Genomic DNA, 17,988 nt, shown 5'->3' with positions numbered 1-17,988 from the left:
CGGCCTCGTCCGATGTTTCGACCATTGCCGATGCGTTGGTCGAGGCGGCGTTGCAAGCTGCCGAGGAACTCGGCAAGGATGTCGCGGACGTGCCGGTCACGGTGATCGCACGCCACGCCGGCATCTCGCGCAGCACATTGCTGCGCCGGCTCGGTGGCTCACGTGCCGCACTCGACGAGGCGGTGCGCAGTCGGGGCGTCGATCCTGGTGGGGTGCCACCGGTACGCACCCGGGCCCTCGATGCCGCGGCGGCCTTGATCGCTGAAAGTGGCTTGAGTGCAGCCACGCTGGAAGCCGTCGCGGTCCGCGCTGACTGCTCGGTGCAAAGCCTCTACGCCATCTTCGGCACACGTGATGGGTTGCTGCGCACCGTCTTTGACCGCCACAGCCCCTTGCTTGACATCGAAGAATTCCTGGCCGAGGACCATACCGACCTTTTCGGGACAGTACGGCGCTTCTACGCGCTACTGGCCGACTCCTTCAGCCGGGAACCCCGGGTCGGTCCGGCCATGTTCGCCGAAGCGGTTTCCCGGCCCGCCAGCCCTGCGATGCAGACGTTGCTCAACCACAAGGGTCCACAGGTGCTCGCCGTGATCGGGAAATGGCTGACCGCTGAAATTCAGGCAGGTCATATTCGCGACCTGCCGGTGTCGCTTCTGATCCAGGAACTGCTCGCTCCCATGGTGATTCACATGCTCCTGCGGCCCAACGCGGCGAATCTACTGGGCACCGACCTCCCTGATATCGACGTCGTCTGTGACGTTTTCGCCGACGGCTTCGTACGGGCCGCCGGTATCGCCCCGTCATCCTCCTAGCCTTGCGCCCGGCGGCTGCACCGAGAAGGTGGGAAGGCAGTTTTCGATGTCGATCACGGTGACCGACACATCGGCGACGTCTATACCGAGTTCGCGGCGAACGCCGAGGTTTATGCGGAGCGTGGTCGGTCTCCGCAGACCTTGAAAGCCTAAGAGAGGTGCCGACACATGCGGGTTCTGGGTGGACTACCGCGACGTCGCCGAAGTCGCCACGCTCGCGATGACCGGCTCCCAGCTCAGTTGCGGCACCTTTGAATTCAGCGCCCCGGGCAACTTCGACAGCTAAGAGGCCGCCGAGATCCTCAGTGAGGTGCTGGGACGGTCGATCACTGCGTCACACCTTCCGGCGGAGCAGTTCACGTCCAAGATGCCCGAAGGGTCGTTCCGCGATGGCATGGCCCGCATGCTGGCCCATTACGACCGCCATGGCCTACCCGGCGGCAACGCTTTGGTGCTGCGCGCGATCCTCGGCCGGGAACCGCGATCGCTGAAGGACTACTTCCACGAACTCGCTAATCGTAGATGGTTCACACCATTTGGCTTGCTACGGCTATGACGGCCGCGATCGTCGCCTCGGGTCCTTTGGAGCTGCGGGCACGCCGGCTACCGCGTAATCAGCGCATCGGGCGACTCGCGCGCTGCCGTAACCACTTTCTGCAGACGCCCTTTCAGCCGCGCGACCCTGAGCAGCTGCATGGTCAGATTGGTGGCTCCGATGGCGGGGAGCCCCCCGATGAATGTGCGAATCGATGGTGGGGCTCCGTGGAGTTGCTGCAGACAGCCGAACACATAGAAGCACGCCATCGCGAACAGGGTGGCCGGTATCGAGTAGGCGAGCGGTGAGCGGCAGTCCGAGACGATTTCGCGCGCGTAGTCGATCTCGTCTGCGGACATGGGTTGGCGCTTGCGGAGTTTGGCCAGAACTGTTTTGTGAGCGCCTATTGTTTCACCCAACGCGGCGGGCCGTCGATCCTCTAGCCGCCTGATGAACAGGAACGCGCAGCCGATAAACGTAAATCCCAGCGCGGCAACGACTATCGTGAGGAAGCTGTATAGACCGTAGGCCATCGTTGAAGCTCCTATGTCTTCGCTTTGACGGTGCTGTCGGGGGTCACCACAGGGTCTCCGTCCTCCCACAGCAGCAGCTGGCGGACCGCGGAGCGCGGTCCGTAGGGCCGCAGCATCGTGCTGGCCGGGCGCGGCCGCACCCGCAATGGCCACCAGAACCAGCGCCCCAGCAGCGCGGCGATGGACGGGGTCATGAACGCACGCACGATCAGGGTGTCGAACAGCAGGCCCAGCGCGATGGTGGTCCCGATCTGACCGAGCACCCGTAGATCGGCGAACACGAAGGAGGCCATGGTGGCCGCGAAGACGAGACCGGCGGAGGTGACCACCGATCCGCTGCCGGCAATGGCACGAACGATGCCGGTATTGATTCCGGCGTGGATCTCTTCTTTGAACCGCGAGATGAGCAACAGGTTGTAGTCCGACCCCACCGCCAGTAGGAGGATGACGGCCAGCGCCAACACGATCCAGTACAACTGGATGCCGAGGATGTCCTGCCAAAGCAGCACCGACAGGCCGAACGAGGCGCCCAGCGACAGTGCGACCGTGCCCACGATGACGATCGCGGCGATCAGGCTTCGGGTGATGAACAGCATGATCAAAAAGATGAGGCTTAACGCCGCCATCGCCGCGATCATCAGGTCGTAGGTGGCGCCTTCCTGGATGTCCTTATAGGTCGCGGCCGTGCCGGAGAGGTAGATGTGCGAGCCGGCCAAGATGGTGCCCTTCACCGCGTCTTTGGCCGCATTTTTGATCGCGTCGATACTGGCGATGCCCCGGGGGGTGGCGGGGTCGCCTTCGTGGGTGATGATCATTTGGGTGGCTTTGCCGTCCGGGGAGAAAAACAGTTTCAGGCCCCGTTGGAACTCGGGGTTGGCGAAGGCCTCGGGCGGCAGGAAGAAAGAGTCGTCGATCTTGGCGGCGTCATAGGCCTGGCCCAGCGCGGTCGCGGTGTCGGTGTTGGCCCGGGTTTGGGCGTTGATCCCGGAGTTGGTGGCGTAGTTGGACAGCGTCAGCCGTAGATTCTTCTCTTGATCGGCGATCTGGGGCGGCAGCAGCGTCACGAGTTTTTGTTGGCCCGCATCCAGCTTGTCCAGACTCGCTGTCAGTGTGGTGAATTGTTGGCTGAGCTGGTCGATCCCGTCGATGGCGTTGAAGACGTTTCTGATCGCGGAGCAGGCCGGGATGTCGTAGCAGTGTTTCTCCCAGTAGAAATAGCTGCGGATCGGGCGCAAGAAGTCGTCGAAATCGGCGATCTCGTCGCGCAATTCATTGATGGTGCCGATGGTGTCATGAAAGGCTTGGGTCTCGTCGTGGGTCGAGGCGGCGAGGTTTTTCTGAAGTGAGTACTGCTGGTTCAAGATGCTGACCGTGTGGCGTATCTGGTCGGCCTGCTTGAGCAGGTCGTCTGCGCGGTCCTTCTGGTACTGCTGGTTCTCGATGTTTCCGACGTTTCCGGCGCTGATCTGAAACGGGATCGAGGTGTGCACGATAGGGGTGCCCTGGGGCCGGGTGAGCCCCTGCACTTTCTGAATGCCGGGCAGGTGGAAGATCGCTTTGGCGATCCTTTCGACCACAAGCATGTCGGCGGGATTGCGCATATCGTGATCGGCCTCGACCATCAGCAGTTCGGGATTGAGCCGGGCTGCGCCGAAATGCCGCTCGGCGGCCGCATAGCCGAGGTTGGCCGGCGAATCGGCGGGCATGTACTTGCGCGCGTCGTAGCTCGTCGTGTATCCGGGCAGGGCCAGCAGACCAATGAGCGCCACGGCCACCGTCGCGGTAAGGATCGGTCCGGGCCAGCGGACGATGGCGGTGCCAATGCGCCGCCAACCCCGGGTGCGCATCGCACGCTTGGGGTCGAACAGACCGAAGTGGCGCCCGATGGCCAAAATCGCCGGGGCCAGGGTCAGTGCGGCTGCCAGCGCGACAAGGACGCCGGTCGCAGCCGGAATGGCCATAGTTTGGAAGTAGGGAAGTCTGGTGAAGTGCAGACAGAACACCGCACCGACGACTGTGAGGCCCGAGCCCAAAATGACGTGTGCGGTCCCGCGGTACATCGTGTAGAAGGCTTCCCGACGGTCTTGGCCGACATGCCGCGCTTCGTGATAGCGGCCGAGGATGAAGATCGCGTAGTCGGTTCCGGCCGCGATCACCAGCAGCGTCAGCAGATTCGTCGAGTACGTCGACAGGCCGATGATCCCGGAGTTCGCCAGCAGGGCAACGACTCCGCGGGATGCGGTCAACTCGATCATCACCGTGAAAAGCACGAGAATGGCGGTGACCAGAGAACGGTAGACCCAAAACAGCATGACCACGATCACCGCGATCGTGATCAACGTGACCATCAAAGTCCCTTTGCTGCCGACTTCGAACTGGTCGGTGACCAGCGGGGCGGCGCCGGTGACATATACCTTGACCCCCGGCGGCGGCGACGAGTGGGCCACGATGTCGCGCACCGAATCCACGGACTGATTGGAGAGCGACTGGCCCTGGTTACCGGCGAGATTGACCTGCACCAGGGCGGCCTTGCCGTCGTCACTCTGGGAGCCCGAGGCGGTCAGCGGATCCCCCCAGAAATCCTGGATGTGCTGAACGTGCTTCGTGTCATGTGCGAGCTGTTTGATCAGGCCGTCGTAGTAGCGATGCGCGGCGGCGCCGAGTGGCTGATCGCCTTCCAACACGATCATGGCCGCACTGTCGGAGTCGAATTGCTTGAACACCTTGCCGATGCGTTTGCTGGCCAGCAGAGCCGGTGCGTCCTGCGGGCTCTGTGACACGTTGTGGGCCTGGGCAACTTTTTCCAGTTGCGGCACGTAGACATTGGTGACTACGGCCACGGCAAGCCAGAAAGCCGCAATCGGCACCGAGAACCGCAGGAGCAGCCGCGGTACCGAACGCCGGGGTCCGCCACGGTCGGTCATGCGGACTTCACCAGGCAGAACGTATAGGCATTCACGGTGTTGACGATCCTTTCGTCTTTGACTTCGCCGTCCACGATGATGCGGCAGCCCAGCGAGTCGCTATTGCCTTGTGCGACAAGGTTGGTGAACGCCCCGGGTTGAGTGGTGACCATCTGCAACGACCACGGCAGGGGCGCATTCATGACCTTCTGCGGCTGCACGTTGATGTCGAGATAGTTGATGGTGGCCACCGTCCCGGGATGGCCGAACACCTCCAAGGTGATGTGCTTTGGGTTGTAGTTGACGTCATTGCCGATGGGACCGGGGGTCGAGGTGTCGTTATCCGAGCCGAAAATGCCGTGCAGTCGATAGACGCCCGAGCCCGCGGCGGCGATCACGACGAGCGCAACCACAACGACCCAGGACCGTTGTAGGCGGCGGCCGATCGAAAACCTCTTCATTGATCCCGTTCTCATTCAGCTGCGCCGTGGCGCCACCATGCTCGACTGCCGTCTCACCGTGTTAACCTAATTGGTACAGAAAGTAATTTGGGCTTGTATCTAGTTCCACAGGAGTTTATAGCATGACTGCCGCGCCATCTAGGCTCGACAGCCGCCTTGATGTTGAGGAACTCCCGGTTGCCGGGGAACTCGTGCAAGCGGCCCTGCGGGCTGCCGAGAAGCGGGGCGTAGACGTAGCCGATGTGCCGGTACTGGTGATCGCGCGTGAGGCTGGGATTTCGCGTAGCACCCTGTTGCGCCGCCTTGGCGGCACTCGGGCCGCGTTGGACGAGGCTGTCCGCGCTGCCGGGGTGGATCCTGGTGGTCAGGTGCCGGTCCGCACTCGGGCGTTGGCCGCGGCGGCGGCGTTGATCAGCGAATCCGGTTTGGCTGCAGCTACTTTGGAGGCCATCGCCACCCGTGCCGACTGTGCGGCGCACAGCCTTTACATGGCCTTCGGCAGTCGCGATGAACTGTTGCGGATCGTGTTCGAACACCACAGCCCCATCCCTGAGCTCGAGGATGTCCTCGACACCGCCACTGATGACCTGACCGCTACGGTGCGGCGCCTGTATCAGGCGCTGGCCACAGCGCTGGGCCGCGAGCCGCGGGTCGCGCCGGCGATCCTCGCCGAGGTGTTCGCCCGTCCCACCAGCCCGACCGTCCAGACGCTTGCCCAACACGCCATTCCTCGGATGCTGGAAGTGCTTGGTACATGGCTGAATACACAGGCGCAGCGAGGACGGATACGCGATTCGCCCACGCCGTTGCTCATTCAGCAACTGATGGGCCCGATGGTGCTACACATGCTTGGCCGACCCGCGCTATCCACCGCCGCTGTGATCGATGTGCCTGACATGGACACTACGTGCGAGGAATTCACCGCTAACTTCGTGCGAGCCGTGGCTGCCGATTGACGCATCAGGGCGTCGTCGTTGACCATCTGCGGTTATTGCAGATCGGCGGTCGGCGCCCGAAATCGACGTGCTTCGGTTTACCAGCGGGTTCGAGCTCGGAATCGAACTCGATCAGTCACCTGGTGCCAGCAACGCGGAGACGTAAGCGAATCGATTGACCAACGAGTCGGGGTCGGTGGCGCGCGGAAGTCCGTACCTCATTCGCAAGTCGGCGGTTTTCACCTCCGAGACAGACCATTTCAAGCTCGACAGATAGTCGCCGATGATGTGGCGTGGCCCGCCGTACACCAGATTCGTCGTGCTCTCCGACGCGCCGTCGGCGCTGTGGAGGGCGCTGCTGGCGCGGTCGGCGTTCATCGCCTCGATAAGGTTGGGCGCATCGACGTACTCGATCGCCAACCTGCTGGTCGACGCGGACAAAGCGGTGGTCTGATCGAGCAGCCGGTCCTGGGCATCTGGTGGCAGATACCCGAACAAGCCCTCGGCAATCCAGGCGGTGGGCTGCAGTGTCGAGAAGCCGGCGGTCTCCAGGGCGGTCGCCCAGTCGTCGCGTAGGTCGACACCGACGTCCCTGGTCAACGCCGCGGCGGCGGCACCGACTCGGTGCAAGGTGCGCGTCTTGAACGACACGACTTCTGGCTGGTCAACATCGAAAACCACCGTAGCCGGGGGCCACGCCAATCGGTGGGCGCGGGTATCGAGGCCGGAGGCCAGGATCACGACTTGGCGGATGCCATAATCGATCGCGGCGTCGAGTAAGAAGTCGTCAAAGAATTTCGTGCGTGCCACGGTGTAGGCGATCGCCGACTCGTCCAACGCAGTCGCGTTTTCCGATGTCAGTTCACCGCGGGCCAGCTTCGAGTAGGCGTCGATGCCGACGGCGTCGACGAGCGCCTCCGCGTAGGGATCGCACACAAGATGCGGGTATCGACGTGATGCGACAGCACGCGTTGCCGCGCAACTGGTGGCAGTCACGCCGACGCCCGAGGTGAGGTCCCAGGTGTCGTTCGCTTGGCGGACCATGTCAGGTTCCTCCGTTCGATGGCGTCGGGCTTCCGTCGACGCCGTTGTCGGTCAAGCTCGCGGCGCCCGCGGGCACCAAAAAGTACGCCACACGAAGCATCCGGTCGGCGAATGCCTCGGCATCCAAGTGATTCTCACCGCGGGTGAGCCAGGCCTTGAGCATGGCCATCGCACCACCGCCAAGGTGTACGGCTAGGTCGCCGATCAGCTGTGGGTCGAATTCACCGCCGAAAAGCTCCTCGAGGCGGTCTCGGGTATAGGGCCAAAGTAGCTGCGCCAAACCGGCTTCCAGGGCGAACCCGCTGGAGCTGGTAAGCAGTGCCCGGTAGAAGACCCGGTGCTCGGCGAAGTGTCGTGCGCAAGCCAGAGCCCGCGTACGACCGGGGGGCAGCGTCTCGACGTCGGGTACCAATTCACGTCGCGCGAGGTCCAGTCCGGCCTCCAGCAGCAGCGTTTGGAGGTCTCCGAACTGCTGATAAGCGACTTTGCGGCTCACATCCGCTCGCTCGGCGATCTCGGATAGTCCAACATTGGTGGTGCCGTGGGTGGTCACCACCGCGATGGCGGAGGACATCAGCGCCGCACGTGATCGTCGCACCCGGCGGTCCGTCGGTGGGGACAAGGTCGAAGCAAATGTCACGTCGCAATCATACACATGTGTGCCTTAAAGGACAGCTGTTCCTTATGCGCAAGCATGGTGCTTTTTCGACTCGAGCGGAACGTCTTCTTCGCGGAGTTGCTCTAAGTGTTGAAACACGTTACGCGCGTCGGACCCGACTCCGAAGGTTCGTTGCAAGGAGATAGAGAACCGCTAGTTCCGTTGGGAGCCTGTCGATTTCATTGCGTTGCGTTCGGCGTTCTCGTCCAGCCAGCGGCGCAAGCAAGCGGCCTTGTCGCCAACCGCCGAACCTCGTTGCCGTTAGCGAACTGAGCGACCACAGTAGGCACAACCGTCCGGTTCTCGGATCCGCCATAAAGATGAGAAAAGCGGATCCGCCATTTTGATGAGAATTCTGCAAACCCCGACGTAGTGGCGGCGCCATCCGCCAGGAAGATTGGGAACCTAATGGGATCCGATCGGCGTGCCGTTGGCGGCCTTATGGCTGGTTTGCGGGGAAGCTGATCACCGAGCCGCCGGCTGGGTGAGCACTGGTGAGAACCTGTGGCGTGAGTCGACTTCTAGCTGTAGAAGGTGCCCCAGCCGGTTTGGTGAGGCCGCCTGTAGCGCTGATGGGATGTCGTGCCGGCAGAGCACTGGTCCATTAGGTCGCAGCCGGGTGTCCTTCGGCTCTGAATTGGTTGGACCACAACGGGATTAGGAGGGCCGATGAATGATCTTCGTCGGTGACGATTGGGCCGAGGATCACCACGATATCTACCTAATGGCTGCTGACGGAGCAAGGTTGGCGTCGCGGCGGTTACCCGAAGGACTGGCTGGTATTGCGGGGTTGCACGAGATCATCGCCACTCACGCCAACGAACCCAGCGACGTAGTGATCGGCATCGAAACCGACCGCGGTCTATGGGTACAGGCCCTGGGCGCAGCCGGGTATCAGGTCTTCGCGATCAACCCGCTGGCAGTCGCCCGCTATCGCGACCGCCATCAAGTGTCCGGTGCGAAATCTGACGCCGGCGACGCCAAAGTGCTGGCGGACCTGGTCCGCACCGACCGGCACAACCACCGCGCCCTGGCTGGCGACAGCGCCGAGGCCGAAGCGATCAAGGTCCTCGCCCGAGCACACCAAAACCTGATCTGGGCCCGCACCCGGCACACCAACGCGCTGCGCAGCGCGCTGCGGGAGTACTACCCGGCAGCATTGGAGGCCTTCGAGAACCTGCATGACCGCGACTCCTTGGCAGTCTTGGGCCGCGCTCCCACCCCGGAACAAGGTGTGCGCTTGAGCCTGGCCAAGATCCGATCCGCCCTCAAAAAGGCGGGGCGTCAACGCAATATCGACACTCGCGCCCAAGAGATCGCAGCGGCGCTGCACACCGAACACCTCGCCGCTCCCGGACCGTTGAACGCCGCGTTCGCCGCGACCACCCGCGCTGCGATAGGCATCATCGGCGAACTCAACCGCCAGATCAGCGAGCTTGAAACCGAACTGGTCACACATTTTGAAACACACCCGGACGCCGACATCTACCTCTCCCTGCCAGGACTTGGTGCTGTGCTCGGCGCCCGGGTGCTCGGTGAGTTCGGGGACGACCCGAACCGATACACCACCGCCAAGTCTCGCAAAAACTACGCCGGAACATCACCCTTGACCGTCGCCTCCGGCAAGAAACGCGCCATCTTGGCGCGCCGGGTCCGAAATCGAAGACTCTACGACGTCATCGACCAATGGGCCCTGGGCGCCATCAACAACAGCCCCGGCGCCCGAGCGTTCTACGACCAGCACCGCGCCGCCGGCGACCTCCACCACCAAGCCCTACGCGCCCTGGGCAATCGACTCGTCGGCATCCTGCACGGCTGCCTCCGCCACGACACCCACTACAGCGAACAAACTGCCTGGGCCCACCGTCAAACCGCCCAAGCGGCTTGACAAGTTACGACCCTGGGATATCTACACTGGGGGGTCGAGATGCAACGAAGATGAACAAACGCGCCGGATTGTTAAACAAGGTGATTAGCGCATCTATCTACCTTCATAGCGCGTCCAAGCGGCAGGTCTTGTCGCCGTGTGGATCACGGTGAAAGTCGGTCGGCTGCGTTTCACGCAGACGGTAAGACTCAGGGCGATATCAGGGCATCGAACCAATCGTATGGAGCATGAATAGGAAGGCCGACAAAATCGGCACCAACGTTGCCCTAATCGTTCGAAACTGGCTGCAGCGGCAGTGTTTTACCACTCGTATTGCGATAGGCGCGACCCGGCCGAGGACATTGATGGCGCTGACCACGCCGGCCGCAAATGGATGCGCAGCCAGGACGGGACGTCGAAGTCGATCTTGGGCAAGACCCGCGCCGGGGTGCGCTGATAGATCTCCAGGCTGGCTGCCAGTGCCGATAGTGCCCGGACGAACTGACCGTTGCGCGGTGAAAGTTTGAGTTGGCTCGGTTCGGAGCGTGGTTTACGGTATTTGAGATCAGGTTCTTCCTGCTCCTTGTTGTTCCGCTCTTTCTAATGCGAGTTTAACCGGTCACCACAGTCCATACTTGCCATGATCGCATCCTGGCTCGTTCCCGAGTCAAGTCGCTTGTGACGGTAGCGTGCTAGCTTCGGTGAGAAACTCTGCACTGCAATAACGTCCAGTCAGGGACCATCTCTGACCTGATGGAGGCGACGATGATCATGCCGCACTCGATGCGTTAGTGCAGGCACTGGCGCAGGGCCTCGACGACGCCTTGAACCAAAGGTGTCCTAACCAAAGTCTTCGGCACGACGCAGCGCGGCCCGCCATTGGTCTCGCGACTTCAGCGTCGATAGCGCCACTCCAAATCGAAAGTCGTCCAACAAATCTCATCCGACTATTCAGCTGAGGACAGAGCTGCGTGACTGGATTCAAGCGCCCCAACTCCGCGCAGTACGAATCCGAGTAGCTGGTCGACGTCCTCGGCCACAGTGGTGGTCGATTTCTGGTGAAACCGGTCGAGGAAGGCTGCTTCGAAAGCCGCGCGTATCGTCCTCGCATCCGCTTCGGGAGCGCATGCGGTGAAGGTGCCGTCGGCTCGTCCTCTGTGCAGGATAGTGGCGAGCGCGCTTTCCTCGGCGGTGGCGACGAGTTCGAGTTCTCGGGCATACCCTGGTGTGCGGCGCATCTCCTCGGAGTAGAAGGTGGCCATCCTTTTGCGCTTGCGCGGGTCGGAGACGATTTCGAACATGTGCATCATCCACAGCCGCAGCGCTTCGGTCGGGGTGGGTGCGCGCGCGACTATTTCGCGAAGCTGCGCGAGCACCGCCTCACGATCCCGCCGAAACATCTCGAGCAGGAGGTCGTGTTTGGTGCTGAAGTTTCGGTAGAAGGCGCGGGTACTCAGCCCGGCTTCATTGAGGATTTCGGTGATGGACGTCGAGGCACCAGAATTGCGGTCCATGCACCGGTACGCGGCGTCGATGATGTGCTGTCGTTCCGATGAGCGACTCGTCTTTGACTCAACCACAGTGGATTACACCGGTATCCTGCCATTTTGCGATGGCCTCGCTATCGTAGCCGAACTCCCGCAGCACCGCGTCCGTGTGTTGGCCGGCCAGGCATCCTCCCGGCGAGAGGGTCGATGACCTACTCATGTTGACCAACGGCGAAAGCCGTAGGTGTTCATCGAAAATGGGACTGAAAGCACGCGCGGTGTATTCGGCCGCCAGTTGCGGGTCAACTTGCAGCAGTCGAGCTGGCGCGCCGTCGTGGACTTGTACGCAGCCGACCCCGGCCGCGCTGAGGTGCTTCTCCCATGTTGCGGCCGATTCCTTGGCGAATACTTCCGAGAGGTGCTCGGCGAGCTTACTGTCGCGCGCTTCGCGGCCTTCCGGGGTAGCGAAGCGCTCGTCGTCGGCCAGGTCAGTGAACGCACTGAGCGCCGCGGCCAAAGCCGGCCACTCCTTGGGTTGCGGCGCTGCCAAAAAAATCCGCCCTTCACTGGCCTCATAGATGCGGTAGAGGGCCGACAAGCCGTACACACCATGCTTTGGAGCTACCGGTTCGGGAGCCCCCGGATAGTCAACGACCCAATCCGTCAACACATGGGTAACGGTGGCGAGCATCGACGTGCGAACCGCGCCGAGGGGGCGACCCCGGTCGCGACCGACCAGTGCGGTCAGGATGGTCGAGGCGACGGCGAGCGCCGCCAGACCATCGCACTGCAGCTCCGGCGCTGCCCCGGCGGCTGTCACTCGCGGCACCTGGTGCATGGTGTCGTCGAGGTCCGCAGTTGCCCGCATGGCATCCGGCATGTTCGTCAGGGCGATCCCACCGGCAGCCGCGATGCTGGGTGCGTACGCAGGCCGATCGCCGAATGGTCCGTCCTGGCCGTAACCTGGAGCCGACACGTAGATGAGGTCGGGGTTGATCGCGCGCAGGGTGTCTGCACCGATTCCCAGCCGGTCGGCGGCGCCGGATCGCATGGATTGCAACACAACATCGGCGGAGGCCACCAGCCGGTGCGCAATGGCACGGCCTTCGTCGGTATGCAAGTCCACTTGGATGCTTTGTTTGCCCTGCATCACCTTGGCGCCGGCGGCTTCTGGGAATGGTAGCAACGTCCGAATGTTGTCGCCGTTCATCGCTTCGAATTTGATGACGCGAGCGCCCAGATCGGCGAGCACACTCGACGCATAGGGAGCGGCGAACATTTCGCCGAACTCCAGAATGGTCACACCCGCCAGCGGCGGCGCGTCGGCGAGACCGCCTTTCTCCGATGCGGTTTGACGCCCCAACATCGGCCGATCGCTTGCCGCGTCGTCGATCCGGGGTGCCGGACGCGGACAGCGTAGCGGACCCCGCCGAGTGTGAATCAGTGTCGTTGGCTGCCGCACTGGACCGACCTCGGGATCGTCGACGACGATCGAGCGTCCGTCGTGCACGAGTTGGGGATGGTCGAAGACCTGCGGTCCGGACCGAAACAGTTCGGCACACAGGTTTGGGTTGTTCTCGAAGCACTGTGTCCATTCGGCGAGAGTTCGCTCCGCTACTTTCGACAACAGGATGGACCAGAATTCCTTGTACAACCCCGGATCCTCCAGCGCGGGAAATCCCTTCCACTTCGGATCGGCAAGCAGCGGCAGCACACCGAACTCGGTCAGCATTTCCCGAAACAAGCGGGGCGACACCTGCGCAAACTGCAACCAGTGGCCATCCTTGGTGGTGCCGGCCAACAGCGCCAGCAGCAGCGGACTCTGCGGCGCGCCTTCAGGCGTCCATGCCTCGGCCGTGGTGTAGGAGTCCGGCCACCGAATACCCACCAACTCGCCGAACCAGTTCCAAGCGTCGATGGCGTGCACTCCGCGCACCAGATCCGCGTCCACAATCTGCCCGATCCCGCTGCGGCGCCTTTCATGTATGGCGGCCAGGATGCCGTGTACGGCGATGTGGCCGGCCGCGAAGCTGGCATACGGGGTGGTGATGTAGGCAGGTTGCGGTGGATTGGCCATCCGGCGCAGGGCATGCGACAAGCCGGCTTTGGCGTGCACCAGAGCCTCATACCCTTTCAAATCGCGCCATGGCCCGCTTCGTCCCCACCCAGTGATGTGCGCAATTACCAACTGCGGATGTGCAGCCGACAGCGCTTGGGAGTCGATACCGACTCTGGCCAATGCCGCCGGGCTGAAAGTGGTGACTAACACGTCGGCGCCGGCGAGTGCCTCGTCGAGGATGGCGGCGCCGGCCTCGGTCTTCAGGTGTGCAACGCGGCTGCGCTTGTTTCGTCCCAGTGCAGGCCACCCACGCAGCCCGCGCACAGGGCTGCCGCCGGGCGCTTCCAGCATCAAGACGTCGGCGCCGCCATCCGCCAGGAATTGTGTGCAGATCGCGCCGGGCAGGGTGGTGGACAGGTCGATGACACGAATCCCGGCCAGGGGCGAAACGGTGTCTTCCGGGGTCCTGGCGGCGGCTGTCACGGGCGCTCTCCTCGAAAATATGTTTTTCGCTTCGCGTACTGATTGTGAGTTGGATTGCATCCTAATCCGCCCCGATCATCATGGGAAGTCCGCAACTCGCATAATCGATGGTTGACACGGCAAAACCCACCCCATAGTCTTCTGAAAATCAATTTTTCGCGATCTACGGCGAATGCAGAGGACCTGATGACGAAAATCTGGACGAATTCGGGGGACTCCCACTTTCTGGAGCCCGACGATCTGTGGCAATCGCGGCTGCCCAAGCGGTTGGCCGAGCTAACCCCGCGCACGGAGAAGGACCCCGACGGCGAGTACGAGACCGTTTTCGTCGATGGCCAGATTTTCCGGCGCAAACTGCCGTCGTCGGCCATGGTGTTCTTCGCCGAGGAGAGTGCCAAACCAAAGGGCATCCGCGACGCTCGTGCGCGTTTGGGGGATTTGGACCAAGAAGGTGTGTGGGGCGAGGTCATCTTCCCGTCGCTGGGTATGTGGGCCTCCATGTTCCGGACGCCGGAGCTGCTCAAGGCCTGCATGCGCGCCAGCAACGAGTGGGCGCTCGAGGAGATTGTGGCGGTGTCGCCCCGTTACGTGGTGACGGCTCAGGTGCCCACGCTGGTGGTGGACGACGCGGTCGAGGAGCTGCAGTGGGCCGCCGACAAGGGCTTCAAGGCGGTGTTCTTGCCAACGACGCCGCATCCGAGCGCCCCGGACTGGCATCGCAATGACTGGGAGCCCTTCTGGGCGGCCGCCGAAGAGGCCGGCGTGGTGCTGGCATTTCATATCGGCACCGATCCGGTGGACATCACCATGAGCAACAGCGCCACCGGTGGGATGGGTCAGGTGTATCGGGGTCCGGGCGGGGCGATCATGAACTACACCGAGACGACGTTCTCCGGCCAGCGCGCGACCATGAAGATGGTGGCCTCGGGGGCCTTGGACCGCCAACCGAATCTGAAGGTGTTGGTGTCGGAGGGCGGTGCGACGTGGGTGCCGTTCCTGGGGGATCGGCTCCTCGAGGGCTACCGCCAGCACCACATGGCGGTGCGTCCCAAGCTCAGCCGCAATCCAAAGGAGATCCTATTCAGTCAGGTCTACGCGTCGTTCCAGCACGACGAGTCGGCGGTCGCCGCCTTCGACCACATGGGCTACAAGAACGTGATGTTCGGCAGCGACTATCCGCACATGGAAGGCACCTTCGGCCACACCCAGGACACGCTCAAGGGCCTGTTCGACGGGGTGAGCGACGAGACCCGGCTGCGCATTACCCAGGGCACGTTTTACGAGCTGTTCCCCGACGTCCCGCCCGTGCCGGCGGAGGCGATCTGAGCCGTGCCGAAGTCAAACGGGTTACCTGACGTCGCCATCGTCGGGATCGGCGCCACACCGTATTACAAGCGCGGCGAATCGCTTCCGAGAACCATGTACGAGATGGCCGGCGAAGCGATCCTGGCCGCCTGCGCGGATGCGGGACTGTCCGTCAAGGACATCGACGGGTTCGCCTACTACTCGGGTGCCAATGCCGGCTACACCGACAAGATGGACACCGGGGATTTCATGGAAACCCTCGGCATCCCCGAGGTCCGATTCAGCGCAGCCCTGACATCCGGCGGCGGGGGATCCGCCGGCGCCATCGGGTTGGCCCGCGCAGCGATCGTTGCCGGCGACGCTTCTGTCGTGGTCACCGTGATGGCGTTGCAACAATCGAAACAACGTCTGGGAACGATCTTTTCCGCGATCGAGCCCGATCCGATCAACTCGTTCCTCCAGCCGTCCGGTTTGGCGGGGCCTGGTCAGCTGATGTCGGTGTTGGCGCGCAGGCACATGTACCTGTATGGCACCCGGCGCGAAGCCTTCGCAGAGGTGGCCATCTCCACCCGAACCAACGCACTCAATCGGCCCAAGGCGATCCATCGCACGCCGCTGACGCTGGAGGACTACTTCAACGCACGCATGATCTCAGAACCGTTGTGCCTCTATGACTTCTGTCAAGAGACCGACGGCGCCGCCGCGGTGATCACCACCTCCGTCGACCGCGCGCGCGACCTTCGGCAACCACCGGTTCCGGTGGTTGCCGCCGCACACGGTGGAGTCAAGGAGTGGGGGCGAGCCTTCGCATGGATGGGCATGCCCGACGAATACTTCGCGTCCTCTGGCAACAAACCCATCGCCCAACGGCTCTACCGGCAAGCCGGAATCACCGCCGCCGACATCGATGTCGCACTGCTCTACGACCACTTCACCCCGATGGTGCTCATGCAGCTAGAGGACTATGGATTCTGCCCGAAAGGTGAAGGCGGAGCGTTCGTCGAAAGCGGAGCCGTCCGCTACGACGGCGGCTCGATACCGGTCAACACCCACGGTGGCCAGCTCTCCGAGGCCTACATCATCGGCATGACCCACATCATGGAGGGGGTCGAGCAGATGCGCGGCACTGCCATCAACCAAGTGCCCGACGCCGAACTAGCTCTGATCACCGGCGGGCCGGCCAGCCTTCCGGTCAGCGGCTTGATCCTTGGTCGGGCCGCATGAGCACCAGCACCGCCCAATTGGCGACCACCATCCCGGGGGAACACGTGCGCATCGCAGTCAACAGGCACACCGAACCTTTCTGGCAGGCGGCAAAGGACCGTCGCCTCACCGCGCCGAAATGCGGGAAGTGTGGCACCTTCCGGCTCCCGCCGACTCCGTTCTGCCCCTCGTGCCAGTCCACGGAAGTTGACTGGGTGAAACTCAGCGGTGAGGCAACCGTATACAGCTTCGCGATCCTGCATGGAATACCCGGCATGCCCGAATTGACTGTGGTCGCAGCGGTGGTGGATCTGCCCGACGCGCCCGGCGCGCGCCTGGTCACCAACATTATCGACGTGGTGCCGGCCGATGTGGAAATCGGCATGCCGTTGCGGGTCGACTTCTCACCGATCACCGACGGCTGGGTGCTCCCGGTGTTCCGTGCCGTGAGACCCGAAGGCCCACAGGAGTAATCGTCATGGCTGACGACGACAACGCACTCCATGAGAAACCACTCGAGTTCCTCAGCAGCATCGCCAACACCGACGGCAGCTGCGATGGGCAGTCGATCCTGCCGGAGAACGGGCACTTTCGTGCCTCATGTTCATGCGGCAACTGGAGTGTCGAGGTAGACGACTCCGAAGAGGGCCTACGACTTGCGCGGGCCCATACCGGCAACCAACCCGATGGGACGTAGGGAGCAGCTGTGGGAAGCCTCGAAGGCAAAGTCGCTTTCATCACCGGCGCCGCACGTGGACAGGGCCGCGCCCACGCCGTTCGGCTTGCCGCTGACGGCGCGGACATTATCGCGCTGGACATCTGCGCCGATATCGACTCGATGGACTATCCGAACGCAACACCCGCCGACCTCGGGGAGACGGTCAAGCTTGTCGAGGACAGAGGCCGGCGCATCGTCGCACTGCAGGCTGATGTGCGTGACGCCGATTCAGTCGAGGGCGTTGTCCAAGAAGGCGTCGATGCGTTTGGCCGTCTCGACATCGTCATAGCCAACGCGGGAATCATCCGCCTCACCAATGGATCCGACCGCCGACAGGTCTTCCGTGACATCATCGATGTCAACCTGATCGGCGCGTGGAACACCGTGGAATCCGCTATTCCTGCATTGGTTGCGGGCGGACGCGGCGGATCCATCGTGCTCACCAGTTCCAGCGCCGGCCTGAAGGGCACCGGCACCGACCGCGCCGGTGGACAGGCTTACACGGCCGCCAAGCGTGGCCTGGTCGGGCTGATGCAAGTGTGGGCCAATCACTTGGGCGAGCACTCAATTCGGGTCAACACCATTCATCCAACAGGCGTGGCCACCGGCATGGTGATGAACGAAACGATGGCCAAGCTGTTCGAGTCCAACGACCCGGCGCTCGCGACCATGCAAAACACGCTTCCGATCCCCATCCTGCAACCCGAGGACATCGCGGGAGCCGTCGCTTGGCTGGTCTCCGACGAAGCCAAATTCATCACCGGCATCGCGTGGCCACTGGATGCCGGTTTCTCGGTCCGATAGTCTTCAAATCTCCTGACGGAACGGATGATTCGAATGTCAAGCGCAACAGTCGACACGTCTGTCGACGGCATCTGAATTTTGACCCCCTGGCGGCAAGTGAAAATTGACCCCCTGGGGTGGTGGTGGTGATTATTCCTCAGTGGTGGTGGCCGCGGGGGTGCGGCCGAGGTCGCGGTCT

The 17,988-nt window shown here is 62.8% G+C and carries 16 protein-coding genes; 9 read left to right on the top strand and 7 right to left on the bottom strand.

Annotated elements, in window-relative coordinates:
- The first annotated feature begins 23 nt into the window (after positions 1-23).
- Both BST14_RS16300 and BST14_RS16295 read left to right on the top strand, forming a co-directional pair.
- Positions 24-815: a TetR/AcrR family transcriptional regulator gene (locus BST14_RS16300; RefSeq protein ID WP_083065403.1), complete on the top strand. Its 792-nt coding sequence runs from the start codon at positions 24-26 to the stop codon at positions 813-815.
- A 310-nt stretch (positions 816-1,125) separates the two neighbouring features.
- Positions 1,126-1,371 carry a hypothetical protein gene (locus BST14_RS16295; protein WP_083065387.1) on the top strand — a complete coding sequence of 82 codons (246 nt, stop codon included), beginning with the start codon at positions 1,126-1,128 and terminating at the stop codon, positions 1,369-1,371.
- Positions 1,372-1,418: 47 nt separating this feature from the next.
- On the opposite strand, the gene BST14_RS16290 is transcribed toward BST14_RS16295, so the two are convergent.
- The 3 genes from BST14_RS16290 to BST14_RS16280 are packed head-to-tail and all read right to left on the bottom strand — an operon-like array spanning position 1,419 to position 5,247.
- On the bottom strand, positions 1,419-1,883 hold the full coding sequence (locus BST14_RS16290) for a hypothetical protein (RefSeq protein WP_083065386.1): 465 nt from the start codon (positions 1,881-1,883) through the stop codon (positions 1,419-1,421).
- An 11-nt stretch (positions 1,884-1,894) separates the two neighbouring features.
- Positions 1,895-4,807 (bottom strand): MMPL/RND family transporter, encoded by a 2,913-nt coding sequence (locus BST14_RS16285; protein ID WP_083065385.1) that lies wholly within the window; start codon positions 4,805-4,807, stop codon positions 1,895-1,897.
- Positions 4,804-5,247: an MmpS family transport accessory protein gene (locus tag BST14_RS16280; RefSeq protein WP_083065384.1), complete on the bottom strand. Its 444-nt coding sequence runs from the start codon at positions 5,245-5,247 to the stop codon at positions 4,804-4,806. Before BST14_RS16280 ends, BST14_RS16285 begins: the two co-directional genes overlap by 4 nt.
- Before the next feature lie 122 nt (positions 5,248-5,369).
- Here BST14_RS16280 and BST14_RS16275 point away from each other — a divergent pair, with 122 nt between their 5' ends.
- Positions 5,370-6,203 (top strand): TetR/AcrR family transcriptional regulator, encoded by an 834-nt coding sequence (locus BST14_RS16275; RefSeq protein WP_083065383.1) that lies wholly within the window; start codon positions 5,370-5,372, stop codon positions 6,201-6,203.
- A 111-nt stretch (positions 6,204-6,314) separates the two neighbouring features.
- On the opposite strand, the gene BST14_RS16270 is transcribed toward BST14_RS16275, so the two are convergent.
- Both BST14_RS16270 and BST14_RS16265 read right to left on the bottom strand, forming a co-directional pair.
- A complete protein-coding gene (locus tag BST14_RS16270; RefSeq protein WP_083065382.1) occupies positions 6,315-7,226 on the bottom strand; it encodes an SAM-dependent methyltransferase in 912 nt (303 codons plus the stop codon).
- 1 nt (position 7,227) lies between these two features.
- Positions 7,228-7,866: a TetR/AcrR family transcriptional regulator gene (locus BST14_RS16265; protein ID WP_245845438.1), complete on the bottom strand. Its 639-nt coding sequence runs from the start codon at positions 7,864-7,866 to the stop codon at positions 7,228-7,230.
- 691 nt (positions 7,867-8,557) lie between these two features.
- Between BST14_RS16265 and BST14_RS16260 the strand changes: the two genes are divergently transcribed.
- Positions 8,558-9,772, top strand: coding sequence for an IS110 family RNA-guided transposase (locus tag BST14_RS16260; protein WP_083065381.1), 1,215 nt, complete (start codon positions 8,558-8,560; stop codon positions 9,770-9,772).
- Positions 9,773-10,698: 926 nt separating this feature from the next.
- On the opposite strand, the gene BST14_RS16255 is transcribed toward BST14_RS16260, so the two are convergent.
- Complete coding sequence (locus tag BST14_RS16255; protein ID WP_083065380.1) at positions 10,699-11,331, bottom strand: TetR/AcrR family transcriptional regulator; 633 nt, start codon at positions 11,329-11,331, stop codon at positions 10,699-10,701.
- Complete coding sequence (locus BST14_RS16250; RefSeq protein WP_083065379.1) at positions 11,324-13,840, bottom strand: CaiB/BaiF CoA-transferase family protein; 2,517 nt, start codon at positions 13,838-13,840, stop codon at positions 11,324-11,326. Before BST14_RS16250 ends, BST14_RS16255 begins: the two co-directional genes overlap by 8 nt.
- A 126-nt stretch (positions 13,841-13,966) precedes the next feature.
- Here BST14_RS16250 and BST14_RS16245 point away from each other — a divergent pair, with 126 nt between their 5' ends.
- From BST14_RS16245 to BST14_RS16225, 5 genes are read left to right on the top strand one after another with little or no spacing between them, the layout of a single operon-like run.
- Positions 13,967-15,106, top strand: a complete 1,140-nt coding sequence (locus tag BST14_RS16245; protein ID WP_083065378.1) for an amidohydrolase family protein — start codon at positions 13,967-13,969, stop codon at positions 15,104-15,106.
- A gap of 3 nt (positions 15,107-15,109) precedes the next feature.
- Positions 15,110-16,309, top strand: coding sequence for a thiolase C-terminal domain-containing protein (locus BST14_RS16240; protein WP_083065377.1), 1,200 nt, complete (start codon positions 15,110-15,112; stop codon positions 16,307-16,309).
- Positions 16,306-16,761 (top strand): Zn-ribbon domain-containing OB-fold protein, encoded by a 456-nt coding sequence (locus BST14_RS16235; RefSeq protein WP_083065376.1) that lies wholly within the window; start codon positions 16,306-16,308, stop codon positions 16,759-16,761. The genes BST14_RS16240 and BST14_RS16235 overlap by 4 nt, the downstream gene beginning before the upstream one ends.
- Positions 16,762-16,766: 5 nt before the next feature.
- Entirely contained in the window at positions 16,767-16,985 is a 219-nt protein-coding gene (locus tag BST14_RS16230) for a hypothetical protein (RefSeq protein ID WP_083065375.1), read from the top strand.
- Between the two features lie 9 nt (positions 16,986-16,994).
- Positions 16,995-17,810 (top strand): mycofactocin-coupled SDR family oxidoreductase, encoded by an 816-nt coding sequence (locus tag BST14_RS16225; protein ID WP_083065374.1) that lies wholly within the window; start codon positions 16,995-16,997, stop codon positions 17,808-17,810.
- The last annotated feature ends 178 nt before the right edge of the window (positions 17,811-17,988 follow it).

Origin of the sequence: Mycobacterium arosiense ATCC BAA-1401 = DSM 45069, from assembly GCF_002086125.1 — a bacterium.
Classification (GTDB): domain Bacteria; phylum Actinomycetota; class Actinomycetes; order Mycobacteriales; family Mycobacteriaceae; genus Mycobacterium; species Mycobacterium arosiense.
Note: the sequence above shows the minus strand (reverse complement) of the source record. Positions and strands in the feature narration are given on the sequence as shown.